This is a genomic window from Bacillus sp. AK128 (assembly GCF_053903075.1).
Genome location: NZ_CP096379.1, coordinates 833,874 through 846,911, shown reverse-complemented (window position 1 = coordinate 846,911; position 13,038 = coordinate 833,874). Strand labels below are relative to the sequence as shown.

Below are 13,038 nucleotides of genomic sequence, written 5' to 3'. Positions count from 1 at the left end.
TGCTTCGTAAAGTACGGGTGCTACAAAAGAATAGTTTCCCTATTGCTTCAAGGCTTCAGTGGAAAACAAGATCCACCTTTAGTTCACCTTGAATTAAAAAACGAACAAAGACCCTGTGGTTGCAGGGTCTTCATCATTCAATCATCCAAATACTTTGTGAAGGTCTTCTTTTGACTGTTGTAACCAGAAATTCATGAGACGCTTAGCTCCTTCTAAATCATGAAGCTTTGCCTGACCACATTGCTTTTCAGTTGCAGCCGGAACCTCAACTGTTTCTACTGCTTCTTTCATTGTATCTTCCATTAGGTCGATAATTTCAGATTGTGTTGGATTCCCACTAACTACAAGATAAAATCCAGTTTGACAACCCATAGGTGAAACGTCAATAATATCAAAGTGATCATATTTTTCAGAATGCTTACGGATATTAAAAGCTAATAAATGCTCTAATGTATGAATGGCATCAGGCTTCATCGCTTGTTTATTTGGTTGGCAAAAGCGGATATCAAATTTATTTACTTCACCGTCACTACCTACTTTATGAACACCACAATGTCTTACATAGGGTGCAACAACTGCATCATGGTCTAACTCAAAACTTTCAACAGATGGCATATTCATTCACTCCTTAAATGTCTTCTATACCTATAATAACTCGAAACCATTCTTTTTTCACTAATTTAGATTGGAATACTAAGAATTATATTGTATGTAAAATGATGGAGGGACTTCTTAATGCTACAAAAATTATTTATTATTATCATACGCGTTTATCAAAAATTTATTTCTCCTATTACTCCCCCCACTTGTCGTTTCTATCCAACGTGTTCCCATTATGGATTAGAATCAATCAAACGATTTGGAGCCATAAAGGGTGGATGGCTGACGATCAAGCGAATTGCCAAGTGTCATCCATTCCATCCAGGAGGAAATGATCCTGTCCCCCCTAAGTAATTATAATTGAACCGATCAACAACATATTGCAGAAGTTGTTCAAACTACTAATTCCAATATTCAGAAACTGATATAACAATGATATGACACCCCATCTGATAGTAGATGAGGTGTCATATTTAGTTTTATAGTCGGGGTTTTCATACATTTATTTTATATACTTACAATTACCAGTAAAATTTATCAAACTTTTAGTTTTAAAATCGTAATTGTTACGATATAATAGCTATTGGGATTTATAAATCGAAATGATTATGATTTACCGAGAGGAGAACAAAATGAAACGTTTATCAATTAGCTTAATTTTTTTATTATCAATAAGTGTGTTTCTTGCAGGATGTAATCAAACGGAAGAACAAGTGGAAACTACTGCAGGAACCAATGAAACAACCGAAAGCACTTTACAAGTATATACAACGATCTACCCTTTAGAATATTTTGCTAAAAGAATTGGTGGAGACTTGATTGAAGTGAATAACATCATACCTCCTGGAGCAGATGGACATACCTATGAACCAACTGCCAAAACAATGGTAGAAGTAGCAGAAGCTGATGCCTTTATCTACTCTGGCGCAGGAATTGAAGGCTTTGCTGATGCCATGAAAGAGGCACTAAAAAATGAAGATGTTAAGATCATCGCAGCAGCTGAAGGTGTTGAGTTACTTACCCATAGCGAGGAAGAACATGCTCATGAGGAAGAAGTTACTCATGATGAACATGACGACCATGTACATGAAGACGAAGCTACTCATGATGAACATGACGACCATGCACATGAAGACGAAGCTACTCACGATGAACATGATGACCATGCACATGAAGACGAAGCTACTCACGATGAACATGATGACCATGCACATGAAGACGAGGCTTCTCACAACCATGGTGATTTAGATCCTCACGTTTGGTTAGACCCACTACTTGCAATTCAGCTATCAGAAAACATACTTCATGTTTTAGAAGAGTTGAAGCCAGAAGCTAAGGCCGATTTTGAGAAGAACTTCCAGACTTTAAAACAAGAGCTTGAAGCGCTAGATCAAGAATTTAAGGAAACGATCTCTCAATCCGCTAAAAAAGAAATCATTGTCTCTCACGCTGCTTACGGATATTGGGAAGCTAGATATGGTATTGAGCAGATTAGTATTTCCGGTCTATCTCCTACAAATGAACCATCACAGCAGGAATTAACCAAGATCATTGAGACTGCCAAGGAACATGATATTAAGCACGTATTATTTGAACAAAATGTATCTACGAAAATTGCAGAAATCATCAGAACTGAAATTAATGCTGAAGCATTAACACTTCATAACCTCGAGGCGCTATCTGAGGAGGATTATAGTGAAGGTAAAGATTATTTTAACTTAATGAAAGAGAATCTTGATACACTTAAAACAGCATTAAATTAAGTCTCTTAATAGCATAACTTCACTGGGAGTTATGCTTTTTTGATATTTTTTAGCATATAGATGAATAATAATGATAATTATTTTCAATAATAAATATAGAAAGAGACAACCACGGGATTGATTGTCTCCTTCCTATTACTTATAGATCTGAAGGTTCAAAGGTTTTACAGTCAGTTTCACTACTAGATGATGCGTTCTTCTCTTTGTGATTGACTACATAAATTTGAGTTGCACCACATTTGTTTTCGTTATTGATATTGTGAACACAGCTGCTAACTTCACATAATACGTCTTGTGCCATTGTATAAACACCTCCTTACTATAAGGATTCACCATTTTTATGGGTACTATACAAGGAATTGATACGAAGTAATTTTTCTATATTTACATATGATTGAACCTAATCATAAAAAAAAGCAGTGAATTTTCACTGCTTTTCTTTCGTTAGAGAATAGAAAGTGCCGTAGATGGATGATTGATTAGAACACTCAAGCAATTCATTTATATTTTTGATTGCTGAAGTATAGGGACGAACCGAATATCTAAATACCTCCCCTACATTCATATCAACTAATTCAATTTCTGAAGGTTGTTGGATATAAGCGTGTTGGGAGTAGACAGATAATAAGTTAATGAGCAATTCTCTGTCACCTTCACTCCAAATCAGTTTCTTAATTACAAATGATTGATCCTTCCACTCACCTAATTCAAGCTCAATGGTCAAATATCGATTTAACTCTTTAACGAAAAATGTAGTAGGCTGTGTCAGGGTAAATAGTTTCGCTTGGTTAAACAGATTAATTAATTGAAGTAAATGGTTGCTGAGCTTCGCTAATGATACGAGTCTAGAAGAGGGTTCAAAAAATAAAGAGCTTCTTGTTTGCTGATAAATACAGGCTAACATACTTTCACTAGTTCGCTCTTGCTCTTGTAGCTGAATAAAATCATATATAATTTTATCCATCGTATGCTGAAATAGAACATGAGCTTCACTAGTTGAATCCGAGATTTTCAGTTGACTCTTATACTTATGTAAAGAAAGTAATGTCATCCTTAGCTTCCAACCTTCAACTCTTGAATTACAGCATACATAGAACTCCAAGAACGCTTTACAAAATAAATAGGCTTCTCTTTTTCTTTTGCCTTTTGCTTTATGACTTTAGCTAAATTATGGTTTACATAATCAGTTAATACAAACACAATATCAATATTTTCAGGTATCCCCTTCTTAACGGAATTAACTTTCCTACCATCAATATGGTGAATTTCCCCAAACCCTGTATTCATTAGCTTTTCAGTAATTAAGCCCAAATGATCTGCTCCTACAACCATTAACGATCTCATCCATTTAACCTCCCATATATTTCTTATTATCATCTTAATTGAGAATGATTATCTTTGTCAAGCTAATTGATAAAAATTATCATTATCAATAACAATATGTAAAAAGGTGAATAACGTTCTTTTTAAATGGAAAGATTATAGTATTGTAATCATTGCAGAGGAGGCAATAAAAATGGACAAACACCCTATATATGTAGACTCTCTTACAAATGTTTGGCATCATGAGCTTTCACCACAAGATACATACTACTTCGAAGCGGATGCTCTTGATTGGGCTGACGAAGATCCATTCGATGAATATAAGGATCAATCCACATCATTTTATATATAAAACTTTCATGTTCATACCATTGAGTTTGGCTGAGTAACCAGTATTAAAAGAAGATTGTCTATAGATTAGAGCAACAATTTATACGAAAATAGCCTATATAAAGACCCACCGAAAAAAAGAAGAGAATCGTGTCTCTTCTTTTTTAGTTAAAGCTCTTTTCTAAAACTTTGCTGCTTTCGTAACATTTGGTATCCTTAAAATTAAACACCTTGTTCCTTTATCATTTCAAGAAGCTTATGTCGTTGTAGTTTATTGGTAGCATTACGAGGCATCTCTGTTACAAAGTAAACCTTTTTGGGAACTTTATACTTTGCCATTCGCTCTGAACAATAAGAGTAAATATCTGAAAAGGTCAGGTCATCACCTACAATAAAGGCAACTGGAATCTGTCCCCATTTGTCATCTTCCAGACCTACTACTCCCGCTTCCTTTATGGAAGGATGGGATAGAAGAACACTCTCTACCTCCGCAGGATAAATATTTTCTCCACCAGATATAATTAAGTCTTTTCTCCGATCTAAGACGTAAAGGAATCCTTCCTCATCTAAGTAACCAATGTCTCCTGTATGTAACCAACCATCCATTATAGACTCATCCGTTGCCTCAGGGCGGTTATAATAGCCAGCTGTGACCGTTGGGCCCTTTACAACAATTTCACCTGGCTCGAGCCTATTTTGCTCTATACCATCTTTGAGAATCTTTACTTGAGAGTGAAACAATGGCTTTCCTGCCGAGCCTAGCTTTAATAAGCTATACTCTGGAGCTAATGTGACAATTTGTGATGCAGTCTCAGTCATTCCATATGTTTGAAAAACGGGAATTTGATATGTCTTCCCTTTCTCTAATAACACTTTAGGTGCTGGTCCACCACCTAATAATACACAACGAAGGCTTTCTGGATAACTTAGATGTTCTTGTTCAAGTTGTTCCACCATTTGTGTCAGCATGGTGCTAACAACAGAAATCATCGTTATTTTCTCCTTCTCAATCACTTCATTTACCTTAATTGGATCAAATTGTTCCAATATCACTACCTTCATCCCATAAATAACGCTTCTCATCAGAATCGACAATCCACTCACATGGAAAAAAGGAACACAAACTAACCAGGAATCATCCTGATGAATGCCCAAATTTAAAGCAGACCCAATTGAACTCCAGTAGTGGTTACCATAAGTATGGATTACACCTTTAGGTTTACCCGTTGTTCCAGAAGTGTACATAATGGTATCTGGTTGATTCAAGTTAAACTCTCTTTGAGTCTCTACCTCAGAAGAAGCCTCAATATCATATAGTGAAGCATAAGAAATAACAGGAATTGATGTAGCTTGTTCTAGACTTTTTATAAATGTTGATTCAGTTACAAGGAAGTTCACCCCAGAATCATTCATTTGCCATAGTTGCTCACTAGAAGTTAGCCTTGTGTTAAGTAGAACGGTAACAGCCCCCACATATTTTAAGGCATGGATTAATTCAACCATTTCAACACTATTATGTGATAAAAGCCCAACCTTTGATTCCTTTCTAATTCCCATAGTATACAGCCTACCCGCTGTTTGTAACACCTGATTATGTAATGCTAAAAAGGTAATCTCTCGGTCACCCATTTTAAGTGCAACACGATCAGGAGTTAAATATGCTCTTTGCATGAGCCAATTAGGAACATCCTGAGTTGAATTCAACATAAAATACCTCGCTTTCTAAGCTAGAAGACAAAACTACTAAGACTAGCACGTCTTCCTCTGATAGTAAATCCTTCTTTTATAAGGACAGAGGGACAGTAGCTAGATGATGTAAATAGAAAAGCTTGACGGTTTAAACCATCAAGCCTTTTTCAACATTAAGGGAAACGAGGGAATTGCTTAAAGTCTGGATTACGTTTTTCCTTAAACGCATCTCTTCCTTCTTTTGCCTCATCCGTTGTATAGTATAGTAGCGTCGCATCTCCAGCAAATTGCTGTAAACCAGCTAATCCATCTGTATCCGCATTCATTGCTGCTTTTATAAAGCGTAGAGCCGTAGGACTCTTTTCTAACATTTCCTTACACCATTGAACTGTTTCAGCCTCAAGCTGGTCAAGTGGAACAACCGTGTTGACTAGGCCCATATCGAGTGCTTCTTGAGCATTGTATTGACGGCATAAGAACCAGATTTCTCTCGCCTTTTTATGTCCAACGATACGTGCAAGATAGCCCGAACCATATCCAGCATCAAAGCTTCCAACCTTTGGACCAGTTTGTCCAAATATTGCATTATCTGCTGCAATCGTTAAATCACACACGATATGTAAAACATGACCTCCACCAATTGCATATCCAGATACCATAGCAATAACAGGCTTTGGAATAACACGAATCAAACGCTGTAAATCTAAAACATTTAAACGAGGAATTTGGTCATCCCCTACATAGCCACCGTGACCACGAACTTTTTGGTCTCCACCAGCACAAAACGCTTCATCTCCAGCACCCGCTAACACAATAACCCCAACATTCTCATCATCACGAGCATATGCAAATGCATCGATCAGCTCCATTACGGTTTTAGGACGAAATGCATTTCTCACTTCTGGACGATTAATGGTGATTTTTGCAATTCCATTATGTGTTTCATATAGAATATCTTCATACTTTCTTTCAGCAATCCATTCAACTGTCATGAAAATCCTCCTTAATTATGTATACTATGTAAAAACTCATCTACTATTTTAACAAATAAATCTGGTTCTTCCACATGAATTGCATGTCCAACCTGCGAAATTTGACAAATAATAGCTTGAGGAATACGTATTTTCATTTGATTTGCAATTTGACAAAACTTTTGATCAAGCTCCCCACATACTAACAGGACTGGCATCTTTAGCATCTCGAGCTTGTCCCAATAAGACAGCTGCCTTCCCGTTCCCATTCCTTTTAAACTATTAGCTAGCCCGATAGGTACATTATGAAGGCGCTGACCATGTATTTTGCGCTTTGTTTCTTCTGGTAATTTCTTTTGAGATGCAAATAGTGGAATGTTCTCCCACTTCTTTACAAACGGTTCAATCCCATTCTCCATTATATCATGAGCTAATGACTCATCAGCAGCTATTCGGGTAAGTCTTTCCTCCTCGGTTAGAAGACCAGGAGAACTGCTTTCTAATAAGAGAGAAGTGATCTTTTCAGGATACATAATTGAGAATGCCAGAGCGACTCTTCCACCCATAGAGTATCCAATGAGATGAACATCTGATATGGACAATTGTTCCAACAACTGATATATATCATGACAAACTCTGTCAAAAGAATAACGTTCCTCTAAAAGTGGAGATTCTGTTCTACCGTGCCCAAGTAAATCAAGAGCAATGACCTGATAACTACTAGAAAACCTATCAATTAGAAAGGTCCAGTTTTCTTTACATCCCGTAAATCCGTGCAGCAATAAAAGGGCTGGCCCTTTCCCCTTAAGCATATAGGAATACGTGACTCCATTCAAGCTTATCTCCATAATCATTCCCCTAGAGTAATGTGTCTAGCTCTTTGACAGCTTGATTCCAAAGCTCCCGGTGTAGCACTACATTTTCACTTCGTAATGCTGTTGGGACTTCAATTACCGATAATTGCTCTCGACTTAAGCCTTTGGCCACTTCCTCTTCAAAATCTTCCCAAGAGCTTACTTTTGTATACTGACCGTCATACATCGATACTACCTTTTCATAATCTAAGTGAACCGGTGTTCCAAACAACTGTTCAAAATGCTTTTCTTCCTTAGCTTGTGGTAAAAAGGAGAAGATTCCTCCCCCGTTATTATTAACCAAAATAATCGTAATCGGCAAACGATGTAATTTACTGGCTAACAAACCATTCAAATCATGGTAAAAGGTAAGGTCCCCAACTAGTAAAATCAGTCTTTTTTCCTTCGTACTAACTCCCAACGCTGTAGAAATAATCCCATCTATTCCATTCGCACCTCTATTAGCAAAAAGACGAGTTTGATGATCACTTACAAAAAAGAACGTATCAATGTCTCGAATAGGCATACTATTCCCGATAAATAAACTAACATCATCCTCTAGCTTATTCATTAGGCGTCTAACAACATCACCTTCAAAATGAAACTCTGCTACTTCAGATGAAAGAACCGGTTTAACTATTTCGTTTGCTTTTTTCCACATTTCAAAGTATTTACTTTCTGTTAGGGCTTTATCAATATTCAAGCTTAACTGATGGCAAAAGTCCTTTTCATTCATATGTATAAAATGAGTAGCTGACAAGGTCGGATCTCTCCAGCCTTCATCTTGATCGACAATCAACTGATATGATGGTGCTGACTGGGTAATAAATTGCATTAATACCTTTGAAACTGGCATAGCACCAAAGCGAATAATAATGTCAGGTTTCAGCTCTTGGAACATTTTATTACTTTTTAAGATGGTATCATAGCAGTCAATCACCATTTCTTTTTTATGTTTTCCACTTCTAACTTGGGATAATGGATCTGCTAACACCGGGTAGCCTAATTTTTCAGCCAAGGTGGTGACAGCTTCTGGAAAACCCTCCTGATCGTGAGGACCACAAACAATAACCCCTCTCCCCTTTGTAAGTTGAGGAAGTATTGGGTATATATTATGCGGAAGACCCTCTGAGGATGGTAATAAAACCGTCTTTTCCATTTCAATCACATTCCATTGAAGTTCTTCTAAATTAGGAAGCAGTGGCTCTCTTAATGGGAAATTGATATGTACAACTCCTGCAGGAGAAGATAATGAGGTTGTGACTGCTCTACTAGCTACCGTAAAGGCATAATGGAGCATATTCGTGCTACTTTCCGGAAGTGCCATTTCCACAAACCACTTGCTGTACTTACCATATAGCTCAATTTGATTAATAGCTTGAGGAGCTCCAACATCTCGAAGCTCATGAGGTCGGTCTGCTGTTAACACAATTAGTGGTACCTTAGCTTGAGTTGCTTCCACAATGGCAGGAAAATAATTCGCAGCAGCCGTTCCAGATGTACAAAGCATGGCAACGGGCTTTCTAGAAGCCTTAGCAATTCCTAATGCAAAAAAAGCAGCTGAACGTTCATCGATGTTCATCCACGTTTTTAAAGTAGGATGCTCCTCCATAAGGATCGCAATCGGGGTTGATCTTGATCCAGGACTAATGACCACATCCTCAACCCCTGCTTTAACTAAACCCTCTATAAATGTAGCTAAGTAATGCGTTAATTCAATATTATTACTCATTAACCTTGCCTCCAATTGCAGTAAGCATTGGCTTGAATTTTATTTGGGTTTCTTCATATTCTTTGGTTGGCTCTGATTTACCAACAATACCACAGCCTGCAAATAAGGAAGCTTCTTTTTGCTTAAAAAGCCCTGATCGAATTGCGACGGCGAATTCACCGTTCCCCTCACCATCGATCCAACCGATGGGTCCAGCATACCAGCCACGATCTAATTGTTCCTGCTCCCTAATTTCAACGAGTGCTTTATCCTGAGGGAACCCACCTAATGCTGGGGTAGGATGAAGTCGTTTAACTAAAGTTAGCAAGTGCACATCTTGTTTAACCTTCCCAATGATAGGAGTATAGAGATGCTGAATATCTTTTGCTTTAAAGATACTCGGCTTTTTCGCTGTCGTAAGCTCATCACAAACCTGTTTTAGCTCCTGTGAGATCATCTCAACCACAAACTGATGCTCTTCAAGGTTTTTAATATCATGAAGAAGTTCCTGCTCAAGTTCGTAATCTTGTTCTTTCGAATTTCCTCTTTTGATTGAACCAGCTAAACAGGTTGATAAAACAGATTGCTGATCTTTTTTTATTAACCGCTCAGGAGTAGCACCAATAAACGTGGAAGAGCCACTTTCCATCGCAAATAAATAACTAGTGGGCTGTTTTTCCTGCAGTTTTGATAAGATAGATACAATACTAAAATCTTCTTTGGACAATAGCTTTAATTCACGGGCTAGAACTGCTTTTTCAAGCTTTCCTTTATTTATATGTGAAATCACATTTTCAATTGATTTCATCCATTCTTCAACCTCTACCTCCTCTTCCTCATAGGAATGGTTCAGTTGAAGACTGTTTTGATCTTCTAAATGTAGTAATTGTTTCTTTTCTTCCATTAAATACTGATAAATCTTTTCTGGTTGATCGAGTGCTGTTACGATAATATTTACCGTTAGCCATGATTGTTCATTCTCAATTGATAACATATACGTAGGTAAGTAAAACTTAGAGTTCGGAAAGTCTTCCCATAATTCTGTTCGATTCTTAACAGGATCAAATGAGAATCCACCAAATAACCTAACACCTGATTTGTCATTCGTACTGTATTGAATAGAGGTTTGAATTAATTTTTGCCATTCTGCTTCTATATGTTTAAATCGATATATGGTTGATTCTGAATTCTCTATTACCTGTGCTGCTCCTAAGCCAACAAATGTTGTACCTTCATGTGGCTCCTTCCAAAAGAAGCGTTCCCCAAAGAATTGGTTTTTCCCTGTTTGGTAAAACAGAAGGGGATCAACATAATCTATACGCATCGTTGAACTTACAAGAATGGGATGTCCAAGCTTCCCAGCTTGATCAATTCCTTCTGTGATCGTATCCAGTATTGATTTTTGTTGAATGGTTACCATCACATTCCCCCCTATCACTAATTCGTCTCAGTCCATTAACTATACTAAAATACACCTGTCCATTCGGACTGTCAATATCGTCATTTTTGCTCATTCATGTTTCTCCATCTATATTGTAAAGGTTTTATTATAAAGCTGAAAGGAAAACGTTTCAATTATTGTAAATACATGTGTAATATTCCTTTATAAAAGCGTTGACACTCTTGTCTACTTTACCTAAACTATATGATGACAATAGCTTTCTAGAGAGGTGAAACAGCTATGCAAACAGAAGTGAATCAAAATACACATTTTCAACCAAGAAAACGTAACTGGCGTGTATGGTGGACCTTAACAAGACCTCATACACTAACAGCAGCATTTGTACCTGTTTTTATTGGAACAGCATTAGCTTTACCATACACAAATATTGATGTAACTATGTTTATTATGATGTTGCTAGCTTGCCTAATTATACAGGCTGCTACAAATATGATAAATGAGTATTATGATTTTAAAAGAGGATTAGACCATGAAGGTTCTGTCGGAATTGGTGGTGCCATTGTGAGGGAAGGGGTAAAACCCCAGACCGTACTAAGGTTAGCCTTCGTTTTATTTGGCATTGCGACCTTAATTGGAATTTATATTTGTATGCAAAGTAGCTGGTGGCTAGCAGTTATTGGAACGATTTGTATGGCTGCTGGATATTTCTATACAGGTGGTCCTGTTCCAATTGCCTATACACCTTTTGGTGAAATTGTGGCTGGATTATTTATGGGGAATATCATTATTTTGTTATCCTACTTTGTCCAAACAGGAACTGTATCGTTAGAAAGCGTGTTGGTCTCCATGCCAATTTCTATCTTAGTTGGGGCCATTCTTTTAGCTAATAACATCAGGGACTTGGATGGCGATAAAGAAAATGGCCGAAAAACATTAGCGATTATTGTAGGACGCCAAAATGCCATTAAGGTTCTAGCAGGAATGTTTTTGGTTTCCTATTTATGGGTGATTGTTTTAATTCTTGTCAACATTGCCTCTCCTTGGCTTTTATTAGTATTACTGAGTGTTCCTAAGCCCATTCAGGCAACCAAAGGCTTCATCGGTAAAACGATACCTATTCAAATGATGCCTGCAATGAAGGCAACAGCTCAAACCAATACAATATTTGGATTATTAGTATCAATTGGATTAATACTTGCTTACGTTATGTAACAGTCTACTCATGTAGGCTGTTTTTTTATTTCATCTATGTTTTTCATAACATGGTGCATACTAAAATTGAAGTTGTTTCGACTTCTTCTAATTTTCTTCGCATAGCGAACTTACACCTAAATTTTAATAAGTTAAAAAGGAGGGAAATCCATGCTTTCTGCTCCCCAAATTAAGAAGTTTAAGGATCATTTGTTGGCCGATAAGAAGGCCATTGAAGACCGATTTGAAAAAGTAGGCCATTACGGTCTCGAACGTGGTGCTATTCACGAGTCAATGGGGGAGTTATCTAGCTATGATAATCACCCTGCCGATAATGCTACTGAATTATATGAACGTGAAAAAGATATAGCCCTTAACGAGCATACAGAAAAAGAACTGAAGGACATTGATGATGCATTAAGGTCCATAGAGGAAGGCACGTATGGAACCTGTAAGGAATGCGGAAAAGAAATTCCAATAGAACGTCTTGAAGCATTACCTACAGTACTATACTGTAAAGAGCATTCTCCAGATCATCTCGTTTCACATGAACGTCCTGTTGAAGAGAATGTATTAATGCCTGCTTTCGGCCGTTTCGAATATGATGAATCTGAGGGTACTGCATATGACGCGGAAGATTCTTGGCAAGATGTAGCCCGTTACGGAACATCTGAGACACCATCTGATATTGATATGGAAGTAGAACATTACAATGATGCTTATGTAGAGTCTGAAGATCCAGTTGGATATGTGGAAGAGTATGAGAACTTTATTGGAACTGATATCGAAGGTAAAAACATCACAGTATACCCAAACCACCAGCATAAAACATATGAAGATATCTTAGATGAAGCTGGTACAATGGCTATATTCGGCGACCTACCTCCAGGAGAAAAAGAACCTTATACAGAGGAAGGTCATGATCATTACCGCTAAAAGTTGAATGAAAAAAAGCAGTCCTATTTAGGACTGCTTTATATTTTGAATTATAGTTTGTTTACGTTAGCAGCTTGAGGTCCACGGTTACCTTCAACGATTTCGAAGCTAACTTCTTGGCCTTCTTCTAAAGTTTTGAAACCATCACCTTGGATCGCTGAGAAATGTACGAATACGTCATCTCCACCGTCAACTTCGATGAAACCGAAACCTTTTTCACTGTTAAACCATTTAACTTTACCGTTTTGCATAATTTTGCCTCCTAAAA

The 13,038-nt window shown here is 37.3% G+C and carries 15 protein-coding genes; 5 read left to right on the top strand and 10 right to left on the bottom strand.

The annotated features are described in order from the left end of the window. Positions 1 to 141: 141 nt before the first annotated feature. The gene (locus tag M1D60_RS03980; RefSeq protein WP_456277898.1) at positions 142 to 615 is read right to left on the bottom strand and encodes an S-ribosylhomocysteine lyase; all 474 of its coding nucleotides are present in this window, start codon (positions 613 to 615) and stop codon (positions 142 to 144) included. 120 nt (positions 616 to 735) lie between these two features. Between M1D60_RS03980 and yidD the strand changes: the two genes are divergently transcribed. Together yidD and M1D60_RS03970 are read left to right on the top strand one after the other, a co-directional pair. Further along, positions 736 to 954 carry a membrane protein insertion efficiency factor YidD gene (gene yidD, locus M1D60_RS03975; RefSeq protein ID WP_456277897.1) on the top strand — a complete coding sequence of 73 codons (219 nt, stop codon included), beginning with the start codon at positions 736 to 738 and terminating at the stop codon, positions 952 to 954. 278 nt (positions 955 to 1,232) lie between these two features. Then, complete coding sequence (locus tag M1D60_RS03970) at positions 1,233 to 2,363, top strand: metal ABC transporter solute-binding protein, Zn/Mn family (RefSeq protein WP_456277896.1); 1,131 nt, start codon at positions 1,233 to 1,235, stop codon at positions 2,361 to 2,363. A 139-nt stretch (positions 2,364 to 2,502) separates the two neighbouring features. Here the strand turns inward: M1D60_RS03970 and M1D60_RS03965 are convergent, their stop codons facing one another. The 3 genes from M1D60_RS03965 to M1D60_RS03955 all read right to left on the bottom strand — a co-directional run bounded on the left by M1D60_RS03965 (position 2,503) and on the right by M1D60_RS03955 (position 3,707). After that, positions 2,503 to 2,664, bottom strand: a complete 162-nt coding sequence (locus tag M1D60_RS03965) for a DUF1540 domain-containing protein (RefSeq protein ID WP_456277895.1) — start codon at positions 2,662 to 2,664, stop codon at positions 2,503 to 2,505. A 126-nt stretch (positions 2,665 to 2,790) separates the two neighbouring features. Continuing rightward, a complete protein-coding gene (locus M1D60_RS03960; RefSeq protein WP_456277894.1) occupies positions 2,791 to 3,414 on the bottom strand; it encodes a hypothetical protein in 624 nt (207 codons plus the stop codon). Between the two features lie 2 nt (positions 3,415 to 3,416). Continuing rightward, positions 3,417 to 3,707, bottom strand: a complete 291-nt coding sequence (locus M1D60_RS03955; protein ID WP_456277893.1) for a DUF2325 domain-containing protein — start codon at positions 3,705 to 3,707, stop codon at positions 3,417 to 3,419. 172 nt (positions 3,708 to 3,879) lie between these two features. Between M1D60_RS03955 and M1D60_RS03950 the strand changes: the two genes are divergently transcribed. Then, positions 3,880 to 4,038 carry a hypothetical protein gene (locus tag M1D60_RS03950; RefSeq protein WP_456277892.1) on the top strand — a complete coding sequence of 53 codons (159 nt, stop codon included), beginning with the start codon at positions 3,880 to 3,882 and terminating at the stop codon, positions 4,036 to 4,038. A 200-nt stretch (positions 4,039 to 4,238) separates the two neighbouring features. Here M1D60_RS03950 and M1D60_RS03945 read toward each other — a convergent pair whose 3' ends face one another. The 5 genes from M1D60_RS03945 to M1D60_RS03925 all read right to left on the bottom strand — a co-directional run bounded on the left by M1D60_RS03945 (position 4,239) and on the right by M1D60_RS03925 (position 10,661). After that, positions 4,239 to 5,723: an o-succinylbenzoate--CoA ligase gene (locus M1D60_RS03945; protein WP_456277891.1), complete on the bottom strand. Its 1,485-nt coding sequence runs from the start codon at positions 5,721 to 5,723 to the stop codon at positions 4,239 to 4,241. Positions 5,724 to 5,878: 155 nt separating this feature from the next. Then, positions 5,879 to 6,697, bottom strand: a complete 819-nt coding sequence (gene menB, locus M1D60_RS03940; RefSeq protein ID WP_456277890.1) for a 1,4-dihydroxy-2-naphthoyl-CoA synthase — start codon at positions 6,695 to 6,697, stop codon at positions 5,879 to 5,881. A gap of 11 nt (positions 6,698 to 6,708) precedes the next feature. Beyond that, complete coding sequence (menH, locus tag M1D60_RS03935; protein WP_456277889.1) at positions 6,709 to 7,524, bottom strand: 2-succinyl-6-hydroxy-2,4-cyclohexadiene-1-carboxylate synthase; 816 nt, start codon at positions 7,522 to 7,524, stop codon at positions 6,709 to 6,711. A 10-nt stretch (positions 7,525 to 7,534) separates the two neighbouring features. Next, positions 7,535 to 9,262: a 2-succinyl-5-enolpyruvyl-6-hydroxy-3-cyclohexene-1-carboxylic-acid synthase gene (gene menD, locus M1D60_RS03930; protein WP_456277888.1), complete on the bottom strand. Its 1,728-nt coding sequence runs from the start codon at positions 9,260 to 9,262 to the stop codon at positions 7,535 to 7,537. Continuing rightward, the gene (locus M1D60_RS03925; RefSeq protein ID WP_456277887.1) at positions 9,255 to 10,661 is read right to left on the bottom strand and encodes an isochorismate synthase; all 1,407 of its coding nucleotides are present in this window, start codon (positions 10,659 to 10,661) and stop codon (positions 9,255 to 9,257) included. The genes menD and M1D60_RS03925 overlap by 8 nt, the downstream gene beginning before the upstream one ends. Before the next feature lie 261 nt (positions 10,662 to 10,922). Here M1D60_RS03925 and M1D60_RS03920 point away from each other — a divergent pair, with 261 nt between their 5' ends. Next, positions 10,923 to 11,855 carry a 1,4-dihydroxy-2-naphthoate polyprenyltransferase gene (locus M1D60_RS03920; RefSeq protein ID WP_456277886.1) on the top strand — a complete coding sequence of 311 codons (933 nt, stop codon included), beginning with the start codon at positions 10,923 to 10,925 and terminating at the stop codon, positions 11,853 to 11,855. A 150-nt stretch (positions 11,856 to 12,005) separates the two neighbouring features. Then, positions 12,006 to 12,770: a TraR/DksA C4-type zinc finger protein gene (locus tag M1D60_RS03915; protein ID WP_456277885.1), complete on the top strand. Its 765-nt coding sequence runs from the start codon at positions 12,006 to 12,008 to the stop codon at positions 12,768 to 12,770. A 50-nt stretch (positions 12,771 to 12,820) separates the two neighbouring features. On the opposite strand, the gene cspD is transcribed toward M1D60_RS03915, so the two are convergent. Next, the gene (gene cspD, locus M1D60_RS03910) at positions 12,821 to 13,021 is read right to left on the bottom strand and encodes a cold-shock protein CspD (protein ID WP_456277884.1); all 201 of its coding nucleotides are present in this window, start codon (positions 13,019 to 13,021) and stop codon (positions 12,821 to 12,823) included. Positions 13,022 to 13,038: the final 17 nt, after the last annotated feature.

Excerpts from the sequence above, each read along its gene's own strand:
- M1D60_RS03980 (WP_456277898.1), bottom strand. The coding sequence starts at position 615 with ATGCCATCTGTTGAAAGTTTTGAGTTAGACCATGATGCAGTTGTTGCA.
- yidD (WP_456277897.1), top strand. The coding sequence starts at position 736 with ATGCTACAAAAATTATTTATTATTATCATACGCGTTTATCAAAAATTT.
- M1D60_RS03970 (WP_456277896.1), top strand. The coding sequence starts at position 1,233 with ATGAAACGTTTATCAATTAGCTTAATTTTTTTATTATCAATAAGTGTG.
- M1D60_RS03965 (WP_456277895.1), bottom strand. The coding sequence starts at position 2,664 with ATGGCACAAGACGTATTATGTGAAGTTAGCAGCTGTGTTCACAATATC.
- M1D60_RS03960 (WP_456277894.1), bottom strand. The coding sequence starts at position 3,414 with ATGACATTACTTTCTTTACATAAGTATAAGAGTCAACTGAAAATCTCG.
- M1D60_RS03955 (WP_456277893.1), bottom strand. The coding sequence starts at position 3,707 with ATGAGATCGTTAATGGTTGTAGGAGCAGATCATTTGGGCTTAATTACT.
- M1D60_RS03950 (WP_456277892.1), top strand. The coding sequence starts at position 3,880 with ATGGACAAACACCCTATATATGTAGACTCTCTTACAAATGTTTGGCAT.
- M1D60_RS03945 (WP_456277891.1), bottom strand. The coding sequence starts at position 5,723 with ATGTTGAATTCAACTCAGGATGTTCCTAATTGGCTCATGCAAAGAGCA.
- menB (WP_456277890.1), bottom strand. The coding sequence starts at position 6,697 with ATGACAGTTGAATGGATTGCTGAAAGAAAGTATGAAGATATTCTATAT.
- menH (WP_456277889.1), bottom strand. The coding sequence starts at position 7,524 with ATGGAGATAAGCTTGAATGGAGTCACGTATTCCTATATGCTTAAGGGG.
- menD (WP_456277888.1), bottom strand. The coding sequence starts at position 9,262 with ATGAGTAATAATATTGAATTAACGCATTACTTAGCTACATTTATAGAG.
- M1D60_RS03925 (WP_456277887.1), bottom strand. The coding sequence starts at position 10,661 with ATGGTAACCATTCAACAAAAATCAATACTGGATACGATCACAGAAGGA.
- M1D60_RS03920 (WP_456277886.1), top strand. The coding sequence starts at position 10,923 with ATGCAAACAGAAGTGAATCAAAATACACATTTTCAACCAAGAAAACGT.
- M1D60_RS03915 (WP_456277885.1), top strand. The coding sequence starts at position 12,006 with ATGCTTTCTGCTCCCCAAATTAAGAAGTTTAAGGATCATTTGTTGGCC.
- cspD (WP_456277884.1), bottom strand. The coding sequence starts at position 13,021 with ATGCAAAACGGTAAAGTTAAATGGTTTAACAGTGAAAAAGGTTTCGGT.